The following is a 25,356-nucleotide window of genomic DNA, read 5'->3' as shown; positions in this document are numbered from 1 at the left end:
AGCACATCGCTATAGCGCGGAGCATGACAGATCGTGCCCCCCTTCCCGCTGAAATTGCCCGCCGCCGCACCTTTGCGATCATTTCGCACCCAGATGCCGGTAAGACGACCCTGACAGAAAAGTTCCTGTTGTTTGGTGGGGCTATTCAGATGGCCGGCCAAGTGCGCGCCAAGGGTGAGGCCCGCCGAACCCGATCCGACTTTATGCAGATGGAAAAGGATCGCGGGATTTCGGTGTCGGCTTCTGCGATGTCGTTTGACTTTGCCAGCGCCAAAGGGTCGCTGCGCTACAACCTTGTCGACACGCCGGGCCACTCGGACTTTTCCGAGGACACGTACAGAACACTGACCGCCGTTGATGCGGCCGTGATGGTGATTGATGGCGCCAAGGGTGTTGAATCCCAAACGCAAAAGCTATTCGAAGTTTGCCGCCTGCGTGACCTTCCGATCCTGACGTTCTGTAATAAGATGGACCGCGAAAGCCGCGATACGTTTGAGATCATTGACGAAATCCAAGAGAACCTTGCGATTGACGTGACACCGGCATCTTGGCCCATTGGCGTTGGCCGTGATTTCATCGGCTGCTACGACATCTTGCGTGATCGTTTAGACATTATGGACCGCGCCGACCGGAATACCGTTGCCGAGAGCATCGAAATCAACGGGCTGGATGATCCGAAATGGGAAGAACATGTTCCTGCGGCGCTGCTTGAACAGTTCCGTGAAGAAATCGAGATGGCCAAGGAATTGCTACCATCCCTCGACCCCAAAGCTGTTCTAGAAGGCACAATGACACCAATCTGGTTTGGCTCCGCGATCAACTCGTTCGGGGTCCGTGAATTGATGGAAGGGATCGGCGCATTCGGCCCCGAGCCGCAGCCGCAATCCGCCCAACCGCGCGTCATTCACCCTGACGAAACCAAAGTGACGGGCTTCGTTTTCAAGGTGCAGGCCAATATGGACCCAAAGCACCGTGACCGCGTAGCGTTCGTGCGGATGGCGTCGGGCCACTTCAAACGCGGCATGAAGCTAACCCATGTGCGCACCAAGAAACCAATGGCGATCTCCAACCCTGTGTTGTTCCTCGCGTCTGATCGCGAATTGGCGGAAGAAGCATGGGCTGGCGACATCATCGGTATTCCCAACCACGGACAATTGCGCATCGGCGACACCCTGACCGAAGGCGAAGCATTACAAGTCAAAGGCATCCCGTCCTTTGCGCCGGAACTGCTGCAAGGCGTGCGCGCGGGTGACCCCCTTAAGGCGAAACATCTTGAAAAGGCGCTCATGCAGTTTGCCGAAGAAGGCGCAGCCAAGGTCTTTAAGCCGAGCTTCGGGTCTGGCTTTATCGTTGGCGTTGTTGGCCCGCTACAATTCGAAGTCCTCGCCAGTCGCATTGAGATGGAATACGGCCTGCCCGTGCGGTTTGAGCAATCCCAGTTCACGTCAGCGCGTTGGGTTTCGGGTGACAAAGACGCGGTGGACAAGTTCGTTGCGGCCAACAAGCAGCACATCGGAACAGACAGCGATGGCGACACCGTTTATCTGACACGCCTGCAGTGGGACATCGACCGCGTCGCCCGCGATTATCCGGATGTTTCTCTCACCTCGACCAAAGAAATGATGGCTGGCTGAGTCTGATCCGCAACAAGTCGCGCATGACAAAAACTGTGGCTGGATCACTAAGTTTTTTTGCCTTAGGATTCACCTACCAACACTGGAGATGGCATCATGACTAAATCTGCAACTTCTGTACTCGCGCTTGCGGCACCTTTGGGTCTTGGCGCAACTATGGTCTGGGCCGAAGACACGCCAGAGCAGTGGGACCTGCTTTCGCAGATCCAAGTCGACGAAGTCATTACAGATACAAGCTATGAAGTGCGCAAAGTTTTTCCTGCGGCTTTGGAAAATGGTGTTGAGCAGTTTGACATCTCTGGCTACCTCGTCCCGCTGAGCGAAGGCCCTTGGATGTATGATTTCATCTTGATTTCCGACATGGGCTTCTGCCCGTTGTGCGGGTCCGCTGAACATGGCACTTCGCTTCAGGTCAGCATGGCCGAGCCGGTCTTGTATGAAGAAGGCAAGCAGATCACGCTTCGCGGTGCTCTCGAAACGATCTCAGACCCTGAAACATGGCAGTCCACGATCCTGACAGGCGCCCGCCCCCTGTAAATCATGCCACTGCGCAATCGAGTCCAGCCGGACGGCCAGTTTATCGCTGTGCCGTCTCGTGGTCTTTTTACGGGCAATCGCGGAATACTACACACCTCTGACAAGGTCATAGGGGATGCTCTGTGGAAACATCGTGCATGGATTTGCTGCACGCTTGATTGGCAGGGCCGCCGTCGTGATGTGATGACGGGCCGCAACTGGACCGAGCTCTTCTTTCTGGACGAAGCAGTCGCATTGGCTGCAGGGCATCGCCCTTGCGCCTACTGCCGCCGAAAAAGCTACAACGTATTTAAAGATGCCTGGGGTGGCACACCAAGTGCGCCACATATGGACGACGACTTGCACCGCGCACGCGCAGTTCATGGCGCGCGCCTCCTTCAAACCCATACGGCCGATGCAGATAGCCTGCCTGCTGGAACGTTTATCAAAACTGACCGCGTCTTCCTGTTAAATGGAGACGCAGCTCTACCCTACATGCCAGATGGATATGGCGCGCCCCAACCGCGTCCGTCTGGAATGGTCACACTGCTTACGGCGCCGCCAATGGTGGATGTTTTGCGTAACGGATATGCTCCAGTTATCCACCCCTCTGCGCAAAGCCCTTTGTTTACTTGACCTTAAGCAACTTCACGCGTATCCCAACCGCACCCAAAGGGTGGCAATACGGCCAACCCAGCCGCGTGACGATTGCGGCACCTAGCTGCAAACTCCGCGAAAGGAAGAAATTGACCAAATTCAGTGACTTAAATCTCGACAAGAAGGTCCTCAAGGCCGTCGAAGAAACCGGCTACGAAACGCCGACCCCAATTCAAGCCGGAGCGATTCCCCCAGCCCTTGAGGGCAAGGACGTCCTTGGCATCGCCCAAACGGGTACGGGTAAAACCGCCAGCTTCACGCTGCCGATGATCTCCATGCTAAAGCGCGGCCGCGCACGGGCGCGTATGCCACGTTCCTTGGTGCTGGCCCCGACCCGCGAGCTGGCCGCACAAGTTGCAGAAAACTTCGACGCCTATGCCAAGCACACGAAACTGACGAAGGCCCTGTTGATTGGTGGCGTATCGTTCAAAGAACAAGACGCCCTGATTGATCGCGGCGTTGACGTTCTGATCGCAACACCTGGTCGCCTTCTTGACCATTTCGAACGCGGTAAACTGATCCTGTCTGACGTTAAGATCATGGTGGTCGACGAAGCCGACCGGATGCTCGACATGGGGTTCATCCCCGATATCGAACGCATCTTCGGACTGACACCATTCACCCGCCAGACGCTGTTCTTCTCGGCCACAATGGCACCTGAGATCGAACGGATTACGAATACGTTCTTGTCCAACCCGGTCAAGATCGAGGTCGCCCGCGCGGCAACGACATCTGAAAACATCACACAAGGTGTGGTGATGGCGAAGTCCACCAAATCGGCCGCTGATAAACAGCGCCTCTTGCGTGATCTGATTGAAGCCGAAGGCGAAGAGTGCCGCAACGGTATCATCTTCTGTAACCGCAAGATCGATGTGGATGCCGTCGCTAAATACCTGAAGAAAAACGGCTATAACGCCTCGCCTATTCACGGCGATCTGGATCAATCGCACCGCATGCGCACGCTTGACGGATTCCGCGATGGATCTTTGCGTTTCCTTGTAGCGTCTGATGTTGCGGCCCGTGGTTTGGATATTCCAAACGTGTCGCACGTCTTTAACTACGACGTGCCAAGCCATGCCGAAGACTATGTGCACCGTATTGGTCGCACCGGTCGTGCTGGTAAAAAAGGCACCGCGATTATGATCTGCGTGGCCCGCGACGAAAAGAATTTCGACGACATCGAACGCCTCGTAGAGATGGAAATCCCCCGCATTGACCTTAAAGGTGCTGCAAAGGCTGAGGCCCCTAAAGACGCCCCTGCTACTGCCTCCGAAGAGGCCAAGTCAGAGGACAAGCCAAAACGCACCCGTTCACGTGGTGGTCGCGGCCGCAAACCTGCCGCCGATAAGGTCGAAACGACCGAAGCGGTGAAAGAAGACGCGCCCAAGGCCGACGCTGCGGCAGTCGAAGCACCAAAGGACGTCGCACCAGCCGAGGCCCCTACTAAGCCCGAGCAAGAACAACCAAAGTCTGACAAGCCAAAGCGCAGCCGTGGCGGCAGGGGACGCAGCCGCAGCAATCAGGACCATGGTCCCGCAATTGTCGGCATGGGTGACGATGCGCCTGATTTCATTATGAAAAGCTTTGACGAGCGTCAGGGAAGCTAATGCAGTTCCTTGGATTTTTTGTCGCACCTTAACGGGTGCGGCACCTATTTCCTTTGGAACAAATCCACGGCAAACCTAAACTAACCAGTTTAGGAGTTTACGCATGATACCAGCACGTTTTGCACCGATCCTTTTTGGGTTTATTCTGTCTTGCCTGATGTCCGGAATCGTTTCGGCAATCGCGACATGGCGTGTCTTGGACGCTGACATAGCGTTTTTCCCAAATTGGATTGGCTCTTGGATATCAAGTTGGATGGTCGCCTTTCCGACAGTCTTGGTTGTCGCCCCTATCGCGCGTCGCCTTGTCGGTAAGCTGACGCGCCCTGACTAGGGCGCGCCAATCGCTTAGCCAAGCCGTGAAATAATTACAGATACTTCGGGCTTTTTGCCAATTTCAGCCTGCGCCGTCTTGCGCGCAAGTGTGCGCAATTCTTTTTCAAGCTTGGTATCGTCAGCAATAGTCTTGTCCTTGGCGCGGCCCATGAACTGGCTGAGGTCTTCTTCAAGAACATCAACCAATGGCGCATTGTTGCGGCCCATCTCTGGAAGCCCCATCACTTCGCACCACGGATCGCCCAACGGATCACCATCTTCGTCAATGATTAGTGTAACAATCACATGGCCGTTTAAGGCCATCCGGATGCGGTCCCTCACGACGCCATCAAACTGGCCAACCTTTACGGTGCCGTCCAAATAGGTGCGGCCTGTCTCAATATATTCAGCGACCTTAGGCTGGTTACCAGACAAATCAATCATCATACCATTGACCGCCAGAACGCTTTGAACGCCGGCTTCTTCGGCAATTTTGGCGTGTTCACGAAGGTGGCGGTGTTCGCCGTGCATCGGGATCACGGTCTGTGGTTTGACCAGATCGCGCATGACATCCAGATCAGGACGGTTGGCGTGACCTGACACGTGGTAAAGGCCACTGCGGTCGTCCACGACATCCACACCCAGCTCACTGAACTGGTTGATGATGTAAATCACGCCCTTTTCATTGCCAGGGATGGTCTTGGATGAAAACAGGAACGTATCGCCCTCTTTCATCGTGATGCCCATATATTTGCCGCGCGCCAGTTGCGCTGAAGCAGCACGGCGTTCGCCCTGAGATCCCGTCACCAAAAGCAGCACGTTTTCGCGTGGCATGCTCGACACATCTTCGGCGCTGATGACAGGTGGGAAATCTTCCAAAATGCCAACGTCTGTCGCGGCTTCGACCATGCGACGCATGGAACGACCCAACAGGCAAACAGACCGCCCTGCCCGCTGCGCGGCCAGCGCAATCGTGCGCACGCGGCTGACGTTGGATGCAAATGTCGTTGCCGCGACCATGCCTTTGGCATCTTTAAGGAAGTTTTCGATCTCTGGTCCGACTGTGGATTCGCTGCGGCCTTCTTCCGTCGAGAACACGTTGGTCGAATCGATGACCATCGCCTTAACTCCATCCTTGCCAAGCGAGGCCCAGAGGTCGTGATCAAACGGTTCACCAATGCCCGGCTCGACATCAATCTTGAAATCACCCGTGTGGATAATCCGCCCGCCCTTGGTATCAATCACCAAGCCGCTGCTTTCTGGGATCGAGTGGCTGATTGGCACAAAGCCGACTTCGAAAGGTCCCTTCTTCACGGTCTCTGGCCATTTGCCGACAGTGGTGACCGATTTCTCGGAATAACCGTGTTCAGTCATTTTGCGACGGGCGATGTTGGCGGTAAACGCACGGGCGTAAATTGGCGCGCCTAGACGTTCATATAGATGGCCAACCGCGCCGACGTGGTCTTCGTGGGCGTGGGTGATAAAGATCGCTTCGATTTGGTTTTTGCGTTCTTCCAACCATGCGATATCCGCAAAGATCAGGTCTACGCCAGGAGTGCTGTCCATGTCTGGAAATGCGACGCCCAAGTCGACCACGATTAGCCGTTCTGCGCCTTCTGGCCCGTAGCCGTAGACATAACAGTTCATACCGATCTCGCCCGCTCCGCCGAGGGGGAGATACATCAATCTAGCTTTAGTCATTTTAATTATTGTTATCCTTGTTGAACCTGTGGATCACGGTCAGTCCGTGCATCGTCAGGTCATCTTCGATTGTATCAAAAAGGGCGTAACCACTTGAAAACAGTGGTGCTAACCCTCCGGTTCCTACGACTTTCATGGGGCGGTCGTACTCGCCCTTTATCCGTTCACAGACGCCATTGATAAGGCCGACATAGCCCCAAAAAACGCCCGATTGCATACAGTCCACGGTGTTCGTACCGATAACGGACTGTGGTTTGGTAATATCTACATGCGGCAAAGCTGCCGCCGCTTGGTGCAGTGCCTCAAGGCTGAGGTTCACACCGGGGGCGATGACGCCACCCACATAGGCTCCATCTTCTGCGACCACATCAAATGTTGTCGCCGTGCCAAAATCGACAACGATCAAATCACCGCCATGGCGATCATACGCCCCAGCAGTATTCACCAGCCGGTCTGGCCCAACGGCTGTGCCTTCATCCACGCGTGGTGGCACAGGCAGCAAGCAGTCCGGTTTCGCAACCACATAGGGCCGCGTGTCAAAATAACGGTCCGCCATAACGCGCAGATTAAACACCACACGCGGTACCGTGGACGAGATGATTACTTCGGTCACATCAGCATCGATTTTGTGGTGCGCCAATAGTGTGCTCCACCACACGAAATACTGATCCGCTGTGCGCTGCCATTCTGTCGAGGTGCGAAACGTGCACAGGAATTTATCCCCGTCCCAAAGGGCGAAGACAGTGTTCGTGTTTCCGGTATCAATGCAAAGAAGCATGGAAGTTCCTTAGAAGAAGACGTCAGCAGCTGCAATCGCCCGAGGGCCTTTGGCCGTGTTCAAGACCAGATAACCGTTTTCATCGACCGTTTCAAAGCGTCCCGTTACGGCTTCGCCCGGAAGTCGGGCTGTAATCGTTTCCCCCAGACGCGCCGCTTTCGCAAGCCACGCCGTTCGGATCGGGGCAAAGCCATAGGTAGTGAGTTGTTCGTCGTAACGGGCGAACGCCGACGCAAGGTGGTGCAAGAAATCCGTCGGGGAAATATCAACGCCGCTTTCGGACTTAACATTCACCGGATAAACCGCGCCCTCTTCCACCTGATCCAAGTCTGGTGATGCAATAAGGTTCACGCCGATCCCAACAGCGACCCCCCACATCTGGCCATTCACCTGTAGGCTTTCAAGGAGGATGCCCGCAACCTTACCACTATTGAGCAAGACATCGTTTGGCCATTTCAGTGAAAGGGTCGGCCCCTCGCCCATCACGGCACGCAACGCATCGTGCAACGCAATGGCAGCGACAAAGCTGCGCAAGGATGCAGCATTGGGATCAGGACAAGGCAGCGAAACCGTGCCGTAAAAGTTCCCGACTGGCGCGACCCACGGACGGCCACGGCGGCCGCGGCTCGCGGTTTGGCGCGTGGCGGTAAACCACGTGGGCATTGGGGATTGGCCCGCTTGATCGCGGGCCACATCCAAGGTCGAAGTCACTTCATCGAAATGAAAGTGACCAAAGCCCGTTGGCAGATCAGTTGACAAGAGCGAGTGACGCAGCTTCGGCCAGAGGTTCAATCCCAAAGAGATTGACAACGCCCAAGACCATGATCGCAGCGGACGCCATCAAGAAGCCCCACAAGACAGGCGATTTGTTCGCATCCAATGCGTCATCCTTATCGGACCCGAAGTACATGTAGAACACGATGCGCAAGTAGTAGAACGCTGAAATCACAGACGCGATCACACCAGCAACCGCCAACCAAGCGAGGCCTGCGTCATAAGCCGCTTGCAGCACGTAGAACTTACCAAAGAAGCCAAGCATCGGCGGCACACCAGCCATAGAGAACAACAAGATCAACATCGCCAGCGCCTTAAGCGGCTCACGTTTAGAATACATGTTAAGCGATCCGATATCTGTCACCGGACGACCGTCTTTTTCCATGCTGAGGATAAACGCGAATGTGCCGACGTTCATCGCCACATAGATGCCAAGGTAAACCAACATCGCCTGCACACCGAACGCTGTACCGGACGCGAGGCCCATCAGCGCAAAGCCCATGTGAGAGATCGAGGAAAAAGCCATCAGGCGTTTGATGTCTGTTTGACCGATCGCAGCGATACCACCGAGGAACATTGAGATGACCGCAAGGAAGGCAACGATTTGCTGCCAATCTGCGATGGAATTTCCGAAGGCGTCATGCATGACCCGCGCGAACAGCGCCATTGCCGCAATTTTCGGTGCTGTGGCGAAGAAAGCGGTTACCGGCGTTGGGGAGCCCTCATAGACGTCAGGTGTCCACATGTGGAACGGTGCTGCGGAAACCTTGAATGCGAAACCCGCGCTCAGGAATACAAGACCGAACAGGAGACCCAGTGATACGCCGCCCTCTGTTGCTTCGATGATACCAGCAAAAGAAGTGGTGCCAGCAAATCCGTATGTCAGGGACGCACCATAGAGCAGCAGACCCGAAGACAACGCGCCAAGAACGAAGTACTTCAAACCGGCTTCCGTAGACTTCACAGAGTCACGACGCAAGGACGCGACAACATAAAGCGCAAGAGACTGAAGCTCGAGGCCCATGTAAAGCGACATCAAGTCGCCTGCGGAAACCATCATCATCATGCCGACAACGGCCAATGCTATCAGCAATGGATATTCGAACCGCAGCAGGTCACGCTTCTGCATGTAGTCTTGGCTCATCACCAGTACCGCAGCAGCGGCCAACAAGATAGCGACCTTGGTGAAACGGCTAAAGGCATCGTCGACAAACATACCGGAGAAGGCTGTCGTTGTGCCCTCGCCCGTCGTGCCGATCCAGAAGGCCAATGCGACAAACAGCCCGGAGGTCAGCCAAACCAGCAGCCCCGCGCTTTTGTCTTTTACAGTATAAACCGCACCCAGAAGTGCCCCCATCGCGAAGAGCGACAGAATGATTTCCGGCAGGATGGTGTTCAGGTCTTGGGACAACATCAGTTCGGTTCCTTAATGCGAGGCCACAGCGGCAGCAGTCGGCGTAAATGCCGCCTGCGCAGTTTCAACATGATCGACCAAAGCGGCGACCGATGGCCCGATAATATCGGTGACAAGGCTGGGGTAGACACCCAGCAAAAGCGTCATGATCACCAGCGGCGCGAAGATTGCACGTTCGCGGGTTGTCATGTCGGTTATGGATTTCAAGCTTTCTTTGATCAGATCGCCCATGACCACGCGGCGGTAAAGCCACAGCGCGTAAGCGGCAGAAAAGATCACGCCAGTCGTCGCAACAGCAGCAACCCAAGTGTTAACTTGGAAGACCGCCATAAGCGTCAGGAATTCCCCAACAAATCCGGATGTCCCTGGAAGGCCAACGTTTGCCATCGTGAAGAACATAAAGATCAGCGCATAGGCCGGCATGCGGTTCACAAGACCACCGTAAGCGTCGATTTCACGCGTGTGCATACGGTCGTAGATCACGCCAACACACAGGAACAACGCACCAGAGATAAAGCCGTGGCTGAGCATCTGGAAGATCGCGCCATCAAGGCCCTGCTGGTTGAACGTAAAGATACCCATCGTCACGAAACCCATGTGGGCGACGGATGAATAGGCGATCAGCTTTTTCATGTCCTCTTGGACTAATGCGACGAGCGAGGTGTAAACGATCGCAATTGCGGACATCCACAAGACCAGCGATCCCATCACTTCGGATCCGATCGGGAACATTGGCAAAGAGAAACGTAAGAAGCCGTAACCGCCCATTTTCAGCAGGATCGCCGCCAGTACCACAGAGCCCGCAGTCGGCGCTTGAACGTGCGCATCTGGCAACCATGTATGCACAGGCCACATCGGCATTTTCACTGCGAAGGAGGCAAAGAATGCCAGCCACAGCAACGTCTGCATGCCGCCAATGATCTGAATACCGAGGATGCTGAACGTGTCAGTCCCGAATGGGAACTGCATCAGTGTCGGAATGTCTGTCGTGCCAGCCGCTGAGAACATTGCAACCATCGCAACCAACATCAGCACCGAGCCAAGGAACGTGTAAAGGAAGAACTTGAACGACGCGTAGATGCGTTCTTTGCCGCCCCAGATCCCAATAATCAGGAACATTGGGATTAGACCAGCTTCGAAGAAGAGGTAGAACAGCACCAGATCCAGCGCCATGAACACACCAAGCATCAGTGTTTCAAGCAACAGGAAGGCGATCATGTATTCTTTGACTCGGTTGTTAACGGTCCAGCAGGACGCAATCACAATCGGCATCAGGAACGTTGTGAGCATGACGAACAGGATCGAAATCCCGTCGACGCCCATCTTGTAGTTCAGACCCATGATCCATGAGCGGTCTTCGACGAACTGGAACCCAGTGTCATCAGCATCAAACCCGATCAGAATGAACAGGGAGACGATGAATGTCATCGCCGTCGCTGCCATCGCCAGCCACTTTGCATTGCGCTGTGCCGCCTCGTCATCGCCGCGCAAGAACAAGGCCAGAATGGCCGCTGCAATGGCAGGGATGAAGGTGGTGATAGAAAGAAGGTTGCTCATTATTCGTACCCTCCGGTGATCGTGAAGTAGGTCAGGATCACCACGATCCCGATCACCATCGCAAATGCATAGGTGAAGACATAGCCAGACTGCGCGCGCCCAGCGAGACGGGTCAGCATCGGGATGAGACCCATTGCAACGCCGTTGATCGTGCCATCGATGACATTGCCATCGCCGCGCTTCCACAAGAACTTACCGAGCTTCATCGCTGGCTTTACAAAGATCGCATCGTAAAGCTCATCAAAGTACCATTTGTTGAGCAGGAAGTTGTAGAGCGGAGCCTGTTGTTCGGCCAATTTGCGTGGCAGTTCAGGCTTACGGATATAGAAGATGTAGGCTGTCACGAAGCCAAGAAGCATCGCAAAGAACGGCGCGAGTTTGACCCAAACAGGAACAAGGTGCGCATCATCCAATGTGGTGTTGTCGTGAGCGACATAAATGGCGCCCTCACCCGGTTCACCGTCGAATGCGTAGTGCGTTTCGCCGTGGCCTTCTTCAGCCGCTTCATAGCCGTTGGCCTCATCGTTGTGAGACGCATCGCCGTGGTTTTCGGCCTCGTCATCGTGGTGCTCTTCGACCGTAGCGGCGTGATCGTCATCCGCATGCGTGTCATCCGTGTGACCGTCCATCGCGTGATCGTCGCCATGGCCTTGCTCAGCGTACGCAACGCCAAAGTATTGGCCCACGTATTTCGCATTTCCGAAGAACGGCTTGTAGAAAACCATGCCAGCAAAGATTGCACCGACTGCAAGGATCGCCAGCGGTGCTAGCATGACCTTTGGGCTTTCGTGCGCGTGTTCATGTGTGTGCTTGTCGCCGCGCGGCTTGCCGTAGAACGTCAGGAACATCAGGCGCCAGCTGTAGAACGATGTGAACAGCGCTGCGATAACCAGCATCCAGAAGGCATAGCCCCCCATCGTGCCCGCATAAGCGCTTTCGATGATCGCATCTTTGGACACGAAACCTGCGAACCCGACTGGGAAACCAAGGTACAGCAATGGTATACCAACACCGGTAATCGCCAATGTGCCGATCATCATGGCCCAGAATGTGTAGGGAAGCTTGTCTTTCAGGCCGCCATAATTCCGCATGTCTTGTTCGTGGTGCATTCCGTGGATCACGGAGCCCGCCCCGAGGAACAACATCGCCTTAAAGAAAGCGTGTGTCAGCAGGTGGAACATCGCAACCGAGTAGACACCAAGGCCGGCAGCCACGAACATGTACCCCAACTGGGAACATGTAGAATAGGCGATGACGCGTTTGATGTCGTTCTGAACAAGGCCAACAGTCGCAGCAAAGAAGGCTGTTGTCGCGCCAAGGAATACGATGAATCCCGTCGCGGATGGCGCGAATTCCATGATCGGCGACATGCGGCAGACCAAGAACACACCAGCAGTAACCATTGTCGCGGCGTGGATCAGGGCGGACACAGGTGTCGGGCCTTCCATCGCGTCAGGCAACCAAGTGTGCAGGAACAGCTGCGCCGACTTACCCATGGCACCGATGAATAACAAAAGCGCGATGACTTCAGCTGCGTTCCAGTCGCGCCACAAGAAGTGCAGCGTGGTTTCGGAAATAGTGTGTGCTTCGGCAAAGATCACATCAAAGTTGATAGACCCAGTCACGTAGAAGATCGCAAAGATACCCAGTGCAAATCCAAAGTCACCGACACGGTTAACAACAAAAGCTTTAATCGCTGCGGCGTTGGCAGACGGTTTCTTATAGTAGAAACCGATCAACAGGTAGGACGCAACGCCGACGCCTTCCCAACCAAAGAACATCTGTACAAGGTTGCCTGAGGTTACCAGCATCAACATCGCGAAAGTAAAGAAGCTCAGGTAGGCAAAGAAACGCGCTTTGTAAGGCGTGTCAGGGAACTGTTCATCATGGGCCATGTAGCCGAATGAATACAGGTGAACCAAAGCCGATACGCTGTTGATAACGACCAACATAATCGCAGTCAGGCGATCCATCCGGATACCCCAAGAGGTATCCAATGTACCGGACTGGATCCACGTCATGATCTCGACCCAGTAGTAGCCGTTTTCATGCGCGGACGCATCAAACGTCAGCATGATGACCCAAGACAGGATCGCAGCGAGGAACAGCAAGCCAGTGGTCAACCACTGTGCCGCAGTCTCGCCCATGATTTTCCAGCCAAATCCGCCAACGATGGCGCCGACCAATGGGGCAAAAAGAATAATCAGTTCCATGGTCTTAGCCTTTCATGACGTTGACATCTTCAACGTCGATGGTGCCGCGGTTGCGGAAGAAACAAACGAGGATCGCAAGGCCAATCGCGGCCTCAGCGGCGGCGACCGTCAGGACGAACAGGGTGAACACCTGCCCGACGAGATCGCCAAGGAATGAGGAGAAAGCGATGAAGTTGATGTTCACAGCCAGAAGCATCAATTCGATGCTCATCAAAAGAATGATGATATTCTTGCGGTTCAGGAAAAGCCCGAAGATGCCGATGACGAACAAGGCCGCCGCGACTGTAAGATAATGTTCAAGTCCGATCATGATTACAGCCCCTGCCCCGGTTTCACGTCTTTAAGTTCCATTGTCTTCGCCGGATCGCGCGACATCTGCACCATAACGTTTTGGCGTTTGACGTCCGTGCGGTGGCGCAGGGTCAGAACGATTGCACCGATCATCGCGACCAGCAGGATCAGTCCCGCCAGCTGGAAGATCAGGAAGTATTGATCATAAAGAAGCATGCCAAGCTGTTTGGTGTTTTCAGCGTCCGAAATCGGCTGTGCCAAACGGGTATCAACCCCTTCCGAGAAGCCCCATACACCGAAGGCCAAACCAAGCTGCATCAACAAAACAACGCCGATCAGTAGGGCCAGCGGCATGTAGCGCGCCATTTCGGCCTTTAGCTCGGCGAAATCAACGTCCAGCATCATCACAACGAAAAGGAACAACACCGCGACCGCACCGACATAGACGATGATCAGCAACATGGCGACAAATTCCGCGCCCAAAAGCACGAACAAACCTGCCGAACTTAGAAATGCGAGGATCAACCACAGTACCGAGTGAACGGGGTTGCGGCTAACTACGGTCATCAAACCGCCGCCAATCGTCGTCACAGCGAATGCGTAAAATGCAATCAGAGCTGGGGTCATTATTTCGCGTCCTTATCAGTCGGGGCCTTGTTGATCACGGCGTTCGCAAGTTCAAGGGCTTTAGTCATTGCAGGGGCGCCGCCAAACAGGCCCGCCAATCCAATCGTTTCGGTTAGTTCTGTCGGCGTCGCGCCAGCTTCAAGCGCATGGCGCACTGTCAACGTGATCTGTGGTTCAGCAATCGCGCCTTGGATCGTCAAACCCTGCAACGTCAACAACAGCTTAGTTTTCGCATCCAAAGCATCAGGGTTCGCACCCTTCCCCATGAAGGCTTCCATCATCTCTTTGGGCATGGTCGGCATGAGGTCCTGAACGCCCTTCATAGACTCTGCCATCACTTCTGCGAATTCGGGGCTCACGCCCTTCGCCCAAGTTTGGCTCGCATTGATCCAAGCTTCAAAGGGGTTCTGATCGCTCATGCGGCGTCCTCCGCCTCAAAAACTTCAATCGCCGCATTCATGGCGTTTATCATGGACGGAAACCCACCATAGAGCGTCATTTGGTAGATTATCTCACATACTTCTTCGCGGGATGCACCCACGGCACGTGCGCTCGCGATGTTCACCTTGAGCTGTGGCGCCGTCTGTCCACCAAGTGCGGTCAGCGCCGCAATCGTCGACAACAGGCGCGTTTTCTCATCCACAGTGCCGCGGCTATAGAATGTACCATAAGGCACCTCTACGACCATGCGGGACAGCCCAGGCACCAACGCGTCATAGCGAGCCGCCAAAGCGTCCTCCATGCCGGGGTTAACCTGTTCCGACAGCGCTTTGCCGCGCTCATATGCGGATTGGGCGTTCATCGGTAAGGGGCATCCAATTCGAGGTTGCGTGCAATTTCAGCTTCCCAACGGTCGCCGTTGTCGAGCAATTTTTCTTTGTCGTAGTAAAGCTCTTCACGGGTTTCCGTGGAGAATTCAAAGTTCGGGCCTTCGACGATTGCGTCCACTGGGCAGGCTTCTTGGCAGAAACCGCAGTAGATGCATTTGGTCATGTCGATGTCATAGCGCGTGGTGCGACGCGAACCGTCTTCGCGGGGTTCAGCATCAATGGTGATCGCCTGCGCAGGGCACACGGCTTCACACAGCTTACATGCAATACAACGTTCTTCGCCATTTGGATAACGACGCAGCGCGTGTTCGCCACGAAAACGCGGGGACAGTGGCCCCTTTTCGTGTGGGTAGTTCACTGTCGCCTTTGGGGCGAAGAAGTATTTGAACCCAAGGCCAAAGCCTTTGATTACGTCCATCAAAAGGAAGTATTTGGCGTGCCGTTTGTAGTCGATCTGCTGTGTCATATCAGCCCCCAATTGCCCAGCGGGCCCAGAAGCCGCCCATTACTTCGAATTTAGCCAAGAAGCTTACCAACACGACCCAGAACAGGGACAGCGGCAGGAAGATCTTCCAACCAATCCGCATCAGCTGGTCATAGCGGAAACGTGGTGTGATCGCTTTGACCATCGCGAAGATGAAGAAACAGACCAGCATTTTCGCGATCAGCCACAAGATGCCATCTGGCAAGAACCCGATCGGTGACAACCAGCCACCAAGGAACAACAGCGACACCAACGCGCACATCAATACGACGGCCATCAATTCACCGATCATGAACAACAAGAACGGCGTAGAAGAATACTCAACCTGATAACCAGCAACCAATTCGGATTCCGCTTCGGGAAGGTCAAACGGTGGTCGGTTTGTTTCGGCCAAGGCGCTGATAAAGAACAAGAACAACATCGGGAAGTGCGGGATGAAATACCAGCCAAAGATGCCGTAGTCGCTCTCTTGTGCCATGACGATATCGCCAAAGTTCAAAGAACCAGTGGAGATAACAACACCGATGATGATCAGGCCGATGGACACTTCATAAGAAATCATCTGCGCCGCAGAGCGAAGCGACCCCAAGAATGGGTATTTCGAGTTGGACGCCCAACCGCCCATGATCACGCCGTAGACTTCAAGCGAGGAGATTGCGAAGACATACAGGATCGCAACGTTGATATCGCTGAGAACCCAACCTTCATTGAACGGGATAACCGCCCAAGCGATGACGGCCAGAACAAAGGTGATCATCGGAGCAAGGAAAAACACTGCCTTATCGGCACCCGCAGGGACAACCACTTCTTTCACAATGTACTTAATGAAGTCGGCAAAACTTTGCAGCAAGCCAAAGACACCAACAACGTTTGGCCCTTTGCGCATCTGCACGGCAGCCCAAATCTTACGGTCGGCATACATCAGGAACGCAAGCGCGACCAACAGTGGCAACAAGATCAAAAGGCATTGCCCCAAGATCAAAAGCACAATTCCCAGATTGGTGGTGGTGAAAAATTCAACCATATTCGTTCCCTTAGACCCCCGGCCCTAGACGGTCGGAATAGCCCGGCGCGCGCATTCGGCAACCGTAACTTCCGCATCTATCGTTCGTAATCCACGTGGCAGAGCCGGCGAGATGGTATAAACCGCATCACCTGTCCAATTGCCACCCTCTTCGTCCATCTGCGTACGCACATGGCGCGCAAATCCGTACCCACGGATCAGCGCATACTGGGCCGCGGCACATTCCGCATAATCCGCAATATCTTGCTGTTCCAAGGTGTTGCCCGCTTTCACATGAAAGTTGACCAAATCACCGTCCAACAGACGCGTCTCGATTCCATCATAACGCACGGCGCCTACTGGAGGCTCCGTTACAGTCTCGCAAGCAGCGAGCGCTGTGAGGGTTATGAGGGCCGAGCGCATCAATTACTCTGCCGCGATCGGGGCTTCAGCCCGTGCTTTGGCGTTTGCACTCAACTCAGCCATCAGCTGGGATGCACGTGCAATCGGGTTGGTCAGATAGAAATCTTTAACCGCAGCGCGGAACGTCGCCTTACCCAACTTGCCTGTCTTAACCGGCTGCCAGTCATTTTCAGCAACGGCATCGATGTCCGCCAGGTGAGGAACCGCCGCAACGAGAGCTTGACGCAATTGCGCAAGACTATCCCAAGACTGCTGTGCGCCCAATTCCGCAGAGAGCGCCCGCAGGATCGCCCAGTTTTCCTTGGCTTCACCCGGTGCAAACCCAGCGCGCATCGCCAATTGAGGGCGACCTTCTGTGTTTACGAACAACGCGTTTTCTTCTGTGTAAGCAGCCGCTGGCAGGATGATATCAGCACGGTGCGCACCGCGATCCCCGTGTGAACCTTGGTAGATCACGAATGGACCGTCGGCGATTTCAACTTCATCAGCCCCAAGATTGTAAACAACCTCGGCGCTTTCGACAGCTTTCATACCATCAGCGTTCGTCGCATCGACATCCATCGCACCAACACGACCAGCGGCGGAATGGAGAATCATCAGTTTGGAATCTGACTCTTCACACATCTGCATGACAGCAGCCAAAACAGCCGCACCGTCAGCTTCTTGCAAAGCGCCCTGCCCGAGAACAATCACGGATGGGTTTTCTTTAACGGCCTTCGCAGGCTTCGTTTCCAAAAGCTTCTGCAAAGCAGCGCGATCATCACCTTTGTGGTTGTAGTCATAGGTCAGATCAACTGCAGGACCGACGAGGTCTACATTACAGCCTTTAGACCATGCACGGCGCACACGCGCGTTCAGCACAGGGGCTTCCGCAACAGGGTTCGTACCAACGAACATAACGAACTTCGCATCATCAATGTCTTCGATGGTTGCGGTGCCAACATATCCAGACCGGTTACCTGCAGGCAGCTTTGCATTATCAACGCGACATTCAACAACACCGCCCTGCCCTTCGATCAAAGACTTCAGGCTGAAGGCAGATTCGGTGTTCGCAAGATCGCCGACCAAGCCAACAACCTTCTTGCCCTTCATCGCAGCAGCTGCGGCTTTCAAGGCTTCGTCCCAACCCGCTTTGCGCAACTTGCCGTTTTCACGGATATACGGGGTATCCAGACGTTGGCGGCGCAAACCGTCCCAAACGAAACGGGATTTATCGGAAATCCATTCTTCGTTCACACCGTCATGGTTGCGCGGCAGGAACCGCATGACTTCACGGCCCTTCGTATCAACGCGAATGTTCGCGCCCAGACCATCCATCACGTCGATAGATTCGGTCTTGGTCAACTCCCACGGACGTGCCGTGAACGCGTAGGGCTTGGACACCAACGCACCAACAGGGCACAAATCGATAATGTTACCCTGCATGTTACTGTCGAGCGTTTCGCCCAGATAACTTGTGATTTCCGAATCTTCACCACGACCCGTTTGGCCCATCTGTGTGATCCCAGCGACCTCGGTCGTGAACCGCACACAGCGCGTGCATGAAATGCAGCGTGTCATATGAGTCTCTACGAGCGGACCAAGATCAAGGTCAGTCGCGGCGCGTTTTGGTTCGCGGAAGCGGGAAAAGTCGACGCCGTAAGCCATCGCTTGGTCCTGCAAATCGCATTCACCACCCTGATCGCAAATCGGGCAATCCAGCGGGTGGTTGATCAGAAGGAATTCCATCACGCCTTCGCGCGCCTTCTTCACCATCGGAGAATTTGTTTTAACAACAGGTGGTTGCCCTTCAGGGCCAGGGCGCAAGTCACGCACCTGCATCGCACAGGATGCCGCTGGTTTTGGTGGGCCACCCACGACTTCGACCAGACACATGCGGCAGTTGCCAGCAATGGAAAGGCGTTCGTGATAGCAGAAACGAGGGATTTCAATACCGGCTTCTTCGCAGGCCTGAATGAGCGTCATGGCGCCCGAAACTTCGACCTCTTGGTCATCGATAATGATCTTGCGCAGATCGGACATGGACGTGTTCCCTGTTCCCGTAGTGCTTTGCTGCCGAATGACCCAAAACTTTGGGCCACAGGTTGGTTGCGGTTCTATCGCGACACGATCAGGTTTGCCAGTGCGAATGGTATCGAATTGCCCCCCAAAAAAGCAAAACGGACGCATAAAAATGCGCCCGTTATCTGACTAAAATAGTAGGAATTGTATTACCTTAACAGTCGACCAACCTGAGTCCCGGCCGCCATCTGTGCCCGCGCCACCGTGCAATAGCTTGCACTGTCACCCGGACGCACACCCAGATCGGCAAGCCGTTGGCGTGCAATTCCCTCAAGCCGTTCTTTTTCCACGTCATTATCAATGTACTGTTCAATCTCGGCGTCCGTGTACCCCAAATCATCAAGATGGCGCTTTAGACCCTGTAGAAAGTTGAGCCCGCGAATTAGGCGGACATCAACACTGCCACAGTAATCACCCAGTTCTACCGCCATGCCAGCCGCGATCAGCCCTTCGGTCACGTATTCGACGTTTCGAGGATTTGCGGTCGCTGTGCTTCCCATTGCCATCGCAACAGTTGCGGCCATCAGCCAAGTCGTCTTGGTCTTCATAACATTACTCCAAATCATACGCCGCATCAGGTGCGCCGGTTGCGTTAGATGTCTGTCAGGCAGACCTGCTATTCAATAGCAAAGACCTGATATCAGCTATTTCGGCAGTTTTTACCCGTTTTGGGCGCGAATCCAGTCCCAACCGAATGCGCTGTCGCTGGGCCCGTTCGCGCGTAGCTCATCCAGCTTTGCCAACGCTTCGTCGCGTGTGGGCTGATGTCCCTCTTCGACCCACCACATAACAAAGTGCTGTTGATCAAGAACCTCAAACCATTCCGCTTTGCGGTTCATGAACTTGGTATGCAGTGTTTTGTACACAAAGGTCTCAAGGCTGGGCAAATCTTCCCAAACCGTGAGATTGAAAACAAACTGCGGATCATCGCCGATGCTGTTTTCTGTGTTTCCCGTCCCCGGCTCACCTGACCCTTCTGACATCCAAACAAAACCGGGCATCTTTTTTCCCAGCCCGTTGATGCGATCAAGGTTGTCCATGAACTCCTTAACCAGCGGGTCATCTGTCGGGGCCAAAAGACGGCCAATGTTAAGTTCAGCAAGGTGCATCAGCGTCTCCGTCGATCACGGGATGGCGCGATGCCTTTGATCGCCTTGCCCAAAAATGCAATTGTCATCAAAATGCCCACACCTGCCAACGCTACGATTGCCGCCCACGCCCAAACCGGTGCAACATTGGCTTCGATGGCTTTATAAGTGAACCAAGACGGAAATCCGCAAATCGCGACAGTCGCAAGGGCGGCAAGGAAACTGGCAGTACCGTCTAGGAAGGCTTTCATTGGAGGCAAAGTCTCGTATTAGAAGTGTGGCCTGAAACGACAGCGATGACCGAGAGTTTATAGAACTGTTCAATAACCATGTCGCGTCCAGTAGATAACTAGAAGCGTAATCAACACGCACAAGAACAGCAACAACGCCCCTATTACAACGGTCGACAAAGCGAATGAACGCTTTGGCTCCGGTAAGTTTGGACAATCCGGCGCGTGCCGTTCCGCATTTGTAACATTGCGTTCGCAGTGTTCACACCATTTCGGCGTTTCACGTTCAAGCAGTTTTATCAGCGAATAGGCATTCACTACTCCGCCGCAACAGGGTTCCGCTTGTGCGCAATCCGATCTTCGATCTCGTCGCGGAAGTTCTTGATCAAACCTTGGATCGGCCAAGCCGCCGCATCGCCTAGCGCACAGATTGTGTGGCCTTCGACCTGTTTGGTCACGTCGAGCAACATGTCGATTTCAGCTGGGTCGGCGTCGCCTTTTACCAGACGATCCATAACGCGCATCATCCAACCCGTGCCTTCGCGGCATGGCGTGCACTGGCCACAAGATTCGTGTTTGTAGAATTTGGACAAGCGCCAGATCGCTTTGATCACGTCAGTGGACTGATCCATCACGATGACAGCGGCCGTGCCAAGGGAAGACCCCTTTTCTTTAAGCGCATCGAAATCCATGATCGCATCGCGCATGTTTTCGCCGCGCACCATTGGCACGGACGACCCACCGGGGATCACAGCCTTAAGGTTATCCCAACCACCGCGAATACCGCCGCAGTGTTTGTCGATCAGTTCCTCGAATGAAATCGACATGCTTTCTTCAACCACACATGGGTTGTTCACATGACCGGAAATCGCGAACAGTTTAGTTCCGGCGTTATTCGGGCGACCAAAACCCGCGAACCATTCAGGACCACGGCGCAAAATTGTCGGAACAACAGCGATGGATTCAACGTTGTTCACTGTTGTCGGGCAACCATAGAGACCTGCGCCTGCAGGGAACGGCGGCTTCATGCGCGGCATGCCCTTTTTGCCCTCGAGAGATTCGAGCAATGCGGTTTCTTCGCCGCAGATATAAGCTCCTGCCCCGTGGTGCAGATAGATGTCGAAATCCCAACCGGATTTGGCAGCGTTCTTACCGACAAGACCCGCTTCGTAAGCTTCGTCAATTGCAGCCTGCAGCGCTTCTTTTTCGCGGATGTATTCACCGCGGATGTAGATGTAGCAGGCGTTCGCATTCATCGCGAAAGACGCAATCAAGCAACCCTCGATCAGTGTGTGTGGATCATGACGCATGATTTCGCGGTCTTTACATGTACCCGGCTCGGATTCATCCGCGTTCACAACAAGATACGCCGGACGGCCATCCGATTCTTTCGGCATGAAGGACCACTTCAAACCCGTCGGGAAACCCGCACCACCGCGGCCCCGCAGGCCAGAGGCCTTCATCTGGTCGATGATCCAGTCACGGCCGTTTTGAATAATCTTGGCCGTGCCATCCCAATGCCCTCGCTTTTGCGCGCCTTTCAGCGTGCGATCGTGCATTCCGTAAAGGTTAGTGAAAATGCGGTCTTTATCAGCGAGCATCGCGAAGTCCTCGATCTAGGTTAGGCGTCTTTACCGGCAACGCGGCAAAGGTATCATTTATCCCGTGTCTTTTGCCACAGCTTCCACGTCACCACCAGTGACCAAATGAACCCAGCAAGAGAGATTAAGTACAACAGCATTTCAACCCGCGGTTCCGCACCCAGCGTGCGGGTAATTGCTGGGGCAAAAATGCTCAAAAGACCAGCAAGTGCAATTACGATTGCGGCTTGGCGGCCCTGTTTAGCGTCCGTCTGATTTAGTGGCGTCGTCATAGGCGCAGTTTGCCCTTTGATGCACCAAAAGAAAAGGCCCGCGCGGTGCATCCGGCGGGCCTTTTACTGTTTCATTTGAGAGATTTACTTCTTAGCGCGTTTGGAGAACTCAGTCTCTCCGCCCTTTGCCAAAACTTTCGCCTGTTTCACCCAACCGTCACGTTCGATGCGACCTTTGAATTTCAGTCGGCTATCAACCCACTCAACATCTTTCTTCTTCCAAGACCCAACTTGATCGAAGTGGAAGAACCCAAGCTCGTTCAGAGTTTTCTCAAGACCCGGCCCAACCCCTTTCAGGAGTTTCAGATCATCGGCCCCGCCGGAACGCGCGGCTTTTAGAATCTCAGGCGTTGCGCTTGCAGCGGACTTGGCTGGTGCCTTGGTAGACTTGGTAGTGGTTTTTGCTGCTGGTTTAGCCGTGGATTTGGCAGCAGATTTAGTTGCCTTGGCCGCTGGTTTAGCCGCGGACTTGGCAGCAGGTTTTGCCGTTTTCGCTGCTGGCTTTGTAGCCTTTGCCGCCGGCTTTGATGCGGTTTTCGACGTCGTAGTTGCAGACTTAGTTGCTGCTTTGGGCTTTGCTGCTGCCTTTGGCTTGGCTGCCGTTGTTTTCGCAGCCGTCTTCTTGTCCTTTGCCGCAGGTGCTGCGGCGGCTTTGGCTTTGGACGTTGCAGATTTCGCTGTCGTCTTAGCGCTTGTTGCTGCTGCTTTGGTGGCTGTTGCTGCACCCGATGCCGTGGACTTCGCTGCTGTTTTTGCGCCTGCCGCAGCGGCCTTGCCGGTTGATTTAGCCTCAGTTGCCGCAGATTTCGCAGCACCAGTTGCCTTCTTCGCCGTGGATTTCGCCGTGCTTGCCGCGCCTTTAGCTGCGGACGCCGTTTTGGAGGCCGCAGCCTTACCAGCATCTGCGGTCTTTGCGGCCGCACTGGTCGCTACGTCTGCTACGTTCGACGCTGCAGATGTCGCCGTTTCAGCAGCTGTCGATGCTGCGTTTTTGGCGGTGTCTGCGGTTGCGGAAGCGGCGTCCTTGGCGGTACTTGCAGCGGATCCCGCAGCTGATTTTGCCGCGCCTGCCGCAGCGCCCGCGATACCAGCTGCACCAGCAATACCGGCGGCAGCAGTCGTTCCCGCGGACATTCCAGTGCTCGACTCTGTGTCGGCATCATCTTTACCCCATCCGAGCCAAAGCACGATCCAAGTAATGATCGCAACGATCACACCAATCACCAATGACCAGAAGAACCGAAAATCCAAAATGCCCCAAGCAACCAAAAGTGCCACGAGACCGAACAAGGCGGCGATCAAAAATGCGCCCGTCCCTTTCGAAGAAGTATTATTCATGTTGTACCCTTTCCCTGTGCGCATGCGGAATCTCACGCCCCGACATGCCAACTGCGCCAGAGCCTAATGTGACAACCTACACTTGATAAGGGGAACCCCAGCGAAAACAGCCCAAAATTTGAATTTGAGGCCGGTTTCTACGATATCACCGTCGATATTTCGAAATGCGTTACTTTTCGGCGGCGAATTCAGTCGCCTGATCAACCCAATTGTCACGCTCAATGCGACCTTTGAATTTCAGACGGCTATCGACCCAAGCGATTTCGCCTTCGCCCCATTTGGCAATCTGGTCGAAATGCCAGAAGCCGAGGTCGTTCAACACACCCTCGAGTTTCGGGCCAACACCGCTGATACGTTTCAGATCATCGGCTCCCGCTGCCCGTGGTTTGGACATTGTTCTGGGTTTCTTTTCGCCTGTTGTCGACGCAGTTGCAGCCTTTGGCGCTGCTTTAGCCGCTTTCGCAGCGGGCTTAGCAGCCTTGGCTGTGCTCGCTTTTGCGGCGGCCTTGGGCGCGGATGCGGCTTTGACAGCCGGCTTAGCAGTGGCCGACTTAGCTGTAACTTTCTTAGCTGCCGGTTTTGGTGCAGCTTTCTTTGCAGCAGGCGCTTTCTTGGCAGGTGTCGCCGCTTTGCCGCCCGAAGTTGGTGCCGCTTGGTTCCATGGCGCGAGCAATGGAACTTCGGTGCCATCAATACGTTTGACAGTATCACCAATGTCATGCGCCAATTGTACGGACGCGTTGTACTGATGATTGCCGCTGTCAAACTCTGTCAACGTTGTCAGACCCTTGAGAGGCTCAGCAGCGTAACGACCATTTTGCGGGCCCGGCAGCGGCACTTCGCCACGGCCAAGCGCGTCGATCAGTTCACCCATTTTGGCGGCTGTCAGGTCTTCGTAGTAATCTTTCCCGATCTGAGCCATCGGAGCGTTAGAACAAGACCCCAAGCATTCAACTTCTTCCCACGAAAACTTGCCGTCTGCAGATACTTCATGCGCGTTCGGCGCAATTTTCTCTTTGCAAACCGCGACAAGATCTTCTGCACCGCAAATCATGCAGGACGTGGTGCCACACACCTGAATATGCGCAACCGAGCCAACAGGCTGCAATTGGAACATGAAGTAGAAAGACGCAACTTCGAGAGCGCGCATGTAGGCAAGACCTAGCATTTCGGCGACATATTCAATTGCCGGACGAGTCAGCCAGCCTTCTTGTTCTTGCGCACGCCACAACAGTGGAATGATCGCGCTGGCCTGACGGCCTTCTGGATATTTCGTCACCTGTGCTTCGGCCCATTTCTGGTTGTCCGAAGTGAAAGCAAAGCTAGCGGGTTGGTCGAGGTGGAGGCGTCTAAGCATTGGCACAGGATCCTGAAGTCAGTCGAAAACCGGTCACGAGAGGTTCGCTTTCGCCGGCAAGTGTAAGGTATTGAACAATGATCGAAAGTGTTGCGTCGTCAAAGCCAGTTTTGTCTTCGACCAGCGCAGCCTGATCATCGTTCGTGATATCGCAACCCGCATCAGTTACAGCGGATTTAAACAAGGCGACGTCAGCAGCGCTTACGCCGTCAGGAAGTGTTTCAGTCGCAGCGCCATCACAGCCCGCAAGCATAAAGCCCGCGCAGACAAATAACGCAGCGCGGATCATGGGCACGCCTCAGTGAAAAGGGACATGGTCCCGTCTTCTTCGAGTGCGACCAAACCATCCGCATACATGGTAAGGATCACGGCCACAGTTTCATCTTCGGTTAAACCAGAGGCAAGATGGACAGCGTCCCCGTTGTCCGCCGTCACAACACATCCAGCATCTTCGATCGCAGCGACCATCGCCGCAATATTGGCATCGCTTGCGTCCTGCGCAAAAGCGGACGTCGCAACAACCGAAAGAACCAAGGCCGTTCTGAACATTACAGTCCGCCCCCAAATGCAGCGCCGCTCACTAAGACG

Annotated in this window: 28 protein-coding genes; 5 read left to right on the top strand and 23 right to left on the bottom strand. The window is 54.5% G+C overall.

Features of this window, described 5'->3' with window-relative positions:
* The first annotated feature begins 23 nt into the window (after positions 1 to 23).
* The 5 genes from L0666_RS00495 to L0666_RS00475 all read left to right on the top strand — a co-directional run bounded on the left by L0666_RS00495 (position 24) and on the right by L0666_RS00475 (position 4,745).
* Positions 24 to 1,634: a peptide chain release factor 3 gene (locus L0666_RS00495; protein ID WP_235257036.1), complete on the top strand. Its 1,611-nt coding sequence runs from the start codon at positions 24 to 26 to the stop codon at positions 1,632 to 1,634.
* A gap of 96 nt (positions 1,635 to 1,730) precedes the next feature.
* Complete coding sequence (locus tag L0666_RS00490; protein WP_235257034.1) at positions 1,731 to 2,171, top strand: hypothetical protein; 441 nt, start codon at positions 1,731 to 1,733, stop codon at positions 2,169 to 2,171.
* Between the two features lie 3 nt (positions 2,172 to 2,174).
* Positions 2,175 to 2,786 carry a hypothetical protein gene (locus L0666_RS00485; protein ID WP_235257032.1) on the top strand — a complete coding sequence of 204 codons (612 nt, stop codon included), beginning with the start codon at positions 2,175 to 2,177 and terminating at the stop codon, positions 2,784 to 2,786.
* A 110-nt stretch (positions 2,787 to 2,896) separates the two neighbouring features.
* Positions 2,897 to 4,414, top strand: a complete 1,518-nt coding sequence (locus L0666_RS00480) for a DEAD/DEAH box helicase (protein WP_235257030.1) — start codon at positions 2,897 to 2,899, stop codon at positions 4,412 to 4,414.
* Positions 4,415 to 4,517: 103 nt separating this feature from the next.
* The gene (locus L0666_RS00475; protein WP_235257028.1) at positions 4,518 to 4,745 is read left to right on the top strand and encodes a DUF2798 domain-containing protein; all 228 of its coding nucleotides are present in this window, start codon (positions 4,518 to 4,520) and stop codon (positions 4,743 to 4,745) included.
* Positions 4,746 to 4,759: 14 nt separating this feature from the next.
* Here the strand turns inward: L0666_RS00475 and L0666_RS00470 are convergent, their stop codons facing one another.
* The 23 genes from L0666_RS00470 to L0666_RS00360 form a co-directional block, all read right to left on the bottom strand.
* Positions 4,760 to 6,427: a ribonuclease J gene (locus L0666_RS00470; RefSeq protein WP_235257025.1), complete on the bottom strand. Its 1,668-nt coding sequence runs from the start codon at positions 6,425 to 6,427 to the stop codon at positions 4,760 to 4,762.
* Position 6,428: 1 nt separating this feature from the next.
* On the bottom strand, positions 6,429 to 7,205 hold the full coding sequence (locus L0666_RS00465) for a type III pantothenate kinase (protein ID WP_235257023.1): 777 nt from the start codon (positions 7,203 to 7,205) through the stop codon (positions 6,429 to 6,431).
* A gap of 9 nt (positions 7,206 to 7,214) precedes the next feature.
* Complete coding sequence (locus L0666_RS00460) at positions 7,215 to 7,964, bottom strand: biotin--[acetyl-CoA-carboxylase] ligase (protein ID WP_235257021.1); 750 nt, start codon at positions 7,962 to 7,964, stop codon at positions 7,215 to 7,217.
* Positions 7,954 to 9,393, bottom strand: a complete 1,440-nt coding sequence (gene nuoN / locus L0666_RS00455; RefSeq protein ID WP_235257019.1) for an NADH-quinone oxidoreductase subunit NuoN — start codon at positions 9,391 to 9,393, stop codon at positions 7,954 to 7,956. The genes L0666_RS00460 and nuoN overlap by 11 nt, the downstream gene beginning before the upstream one ends.
* A 12-nt stretch (positions 9,394 to 9,405) precedes the next feature.
* A complete protein-coding gene (locus tag L0666_RS00450; protein ID WP_235257018.1) occupies positions 9,406 to 10,950 on the bottom strand; it encodes an NADH-quinone oxidoreductase subunit M in 1,545 nt (514 codons plus the stop codon).
* The gene (gene nuoL, locus L0666_RS00445; RefSeq protein WP_235257016.1) at positions 10,950 to 13,163 is read right to left on the bottom strand and encodes an NADH-quinone oxidoreductase subunit L; all 2,214 of its coding nucleotides are present in this window, start codon (positions 13,161 to 13,163) and stop codon (positions 10,950 to 10,952) included. Before nuoL ends, L0666_RS00450 begins: the two co-directional genes overlap by 1 nt.
* 4 nt (positions 13,164 to 13,167) lie before the next feature.
* On the bottom strand, positions 13,168 to 13,473 hold the full coding sequence (gene nuoK, locus L0666_RS00440; RefSeq protein ID WP_093995169.1) for an NADH-quinone oxidoreductase subunit NuoK: 306 nt from the start codon (positions 13,471 to 13,473) through the stop codon (positions 13,168 to 13,170).
* 2 nt (positions 13,474 to 13,475) lie between these two features.
* Positions 13,476 to 14,081: an NADH-quinone oxidoreductase subunit J gene (locus L0666_RS00435; protein WP_216037330.1), complete on the bottom strand. Its 606-nt coding sequence runs from the start codon at positions 14,079 to 14,081 to the stop codon at positions 13,476 to 13,478.
* A complete protein-coding gene (locus L0666_RS00430; protein ID WP_235257014.1) occupies positions 14,081 to 14,500 on the bottom strand; it encodes a carboxymuconolactone decarboxylase family protein in 420 nt (139 codons plus the stop codon). The genes L0666_RS00435 and L0666_RS00430 overlap by 1 nt, the downstream gene beginning before the upstream one ends.
* Entirely contained in the window at positions 14,497 to 14,883 is a 387-nt protein-coding gene (locus L0666_RS00425; protein WP_235257011.1) for a carboxymuconolactone decarboxylase family protein, read from the bottom strand. Before L0666_RS00425 ends, L0666_RS00430 begins: the two co-directional genes overlap by 4 nt.
* Positions 14,880 to 15,377 (bottom strand): NADH-quinone oxidoreductase subunit NuoI, encoded by a 498-nt coding sequence (gene nuoI / locus L0666_RS00420; RefSeq protein WP_235257009.1) that lies wholly within the window; start codon positions 15,375 to 15,377, stop codon positions 14,880 to 14,882. The genes L0666_RS00425 and nuoI overlap by 4 nt, the downstream gene beginning before the upstream one ends.
* A 1-nt stretch (position 15,378) precedes the next feature.
* The gene (gene nuoH / locus L0666_RS00415) at positions 15,379 to 16,419 is read right to left on the bottom strand and encodes an NADH-quinone oxidoreductase subunit NuoH (protein ID WP_235257007.1); all 1,041 of its coding nucleotides are present in this window, start codon (positions 16,417 to 16,419) and stop codon (positions 15,379 to 15,381) included.
* A 24-nt stretch (positions 16,420 to 16,443) separates the two neighbouring features.
* Positions 16,444 to 16,821, bottom strand: a complete 378-nt coding sequence (locus tag L0666_RS00410; RefSeq protein WP_235257005.1) for a hypothetical protein — start codon at positions 16,819 to 16,821, stop codon at positions 16,444 to 16,446.
* Positions 16,822 to 16,824: 3 nt separating this feature from the next.
* Entirely contained in the window at positions 16,825 to 18,843 is a 2,019-nt protein-coding gene (gene nuoG / locus L0666_RS00405; RefSeq protein ID WP_235257003.1) for an NADH-quinone oxidoreductase subunit NuoG, read from the bottom strand.
* Between the two features lie 188 nt (positions 18,844 to 19,031).
* Entirely contained in the window at positions 19,032 to 19,430 is a 399-nt protein-coding gene (locus L0666_RS00400; RefSeq protein WP_235257001.1) for a DUF5333 domain-containing protein, read from the bottom strand.
* A gap of 111 nt (positions 19,431 to 19,541) precedes the next feature.
* On the bottom strand, positions 19,542 to 19,991 hold the full coding sequence (locus L0666_RS00395; protein ID WP_235256999.1) for a DUF3291 domain-containing protein: 450 nt from the start codon (positions 19,989 to 19,991) through the stop codon (positions 19,542 to 19,544).
* Positions 19,991 to 20,221, bottom strand: a complete 231-nt coding sequence (locus L0666_RS00390) for a hypothetical protein (protein WP_235256997.1) — start codon at positions 20,219 to 20,221, stop codon at positions 19,991 to 19,993. Before L0666_RS00390 ends, L0666_RS00395 begins: the two co-directional genes overlap by 1 nt.
* A gap of 296 nt (positions 20,222 to 20,517) precedes the next feature.
* Positions 20,518 to 21,801: an NADH-quinone oxidoreductase subunit NuoF gene (gene nuoF / locus L0666_RS00385; protein ID WP_235256995.1), complete on the bottom strand. Its 1,284-nt coding sequence runs from the start codon at positions 21,799 to 21,801 to the stop codon at positions 20,518 to 20,520.
* A gap of 53 nt (positions 21,802 to 21,854) precedes the next feature.
* Complete coding sequence (locus L0666_RS00380) at positions 21,855 to 22,073, bottom strand: DUF5337 family protein (protein ID WP_235256993.1); 219 nt, start codon at positions 22,071 to 22,073, stop codon at positions 21,855 to 21,857.
* A gap of 84 nt (positions 22,074 to 22,157) precedes the next feature.
* Positions 22,158 to 23,411, bottom strand: a complete 1,254-nt coding sequence (locus L0666_RS00375; RefSeq protein ID WP_235256991.1) for a hypothetical protein — start codon at positions 23,409 to 23,411, stop codon at positions 22,158 to 22,160.
* A gap of 169 nt (positions 23,412 to 23,580) precedes the next feature.
* Positions 23,581 to 24,768, bottom strand: a complete 1,188-nt coding sequence (locus L0666_RS00370; RefSeq protein WP_235256989.1) for an NADH-quinone oxidoreductase subunit E — start codon at positions 24,766 to 24,768, stop codon at positions 23,581 to 23,583.
* Positions 24,761 to 25,057 (bottom strand): hypothetical protein, encoded by a 297-nt coding sequence (locus L0666_RS00365; RefSeq protein ID WP_235256987.1) that lies wholly within the window; start codon positions 25,055 to 25,057, stop codon positions 24,761 to 24,763. The genes L0666_RS00370 and L0666_RS00365 overlap by 8 nt, the downstream gene beginning before the upstream one ends.
* Positions 25,054 to 25,317, bottom strand: coding sequence for a hypothetical protein (locus L0666_RS00360; RefSeq protein WP_235256985.1), 264 nt, complete (start codon positions 25,315 to 25,317; stop codon positions 25,054 to 25,056). Before L0666_RS00360 ends, L0666_RS00365 begins: the two co-directional genes overlap by 4 nt.
* Positions 25,318 to 25,356: the final 39 nt, after the last annotated feature.

It is taken from the genome of Octadecabacter algicola, assembly GCF_021532625.1.
In the GTDB taxonomy this organism is placed as follows: domain Bacteria; phylum Pseudomonadota; class Alphaproteobacteria; order Rhodobacterales; family Rhodobacteraceae; genus Octadecabacter; species Octadecabacter algicola.
Note: the sequence above shows the minus strand (reverse complement) of the source record. Positions and strands in the feature narration are given on the sequence as shown.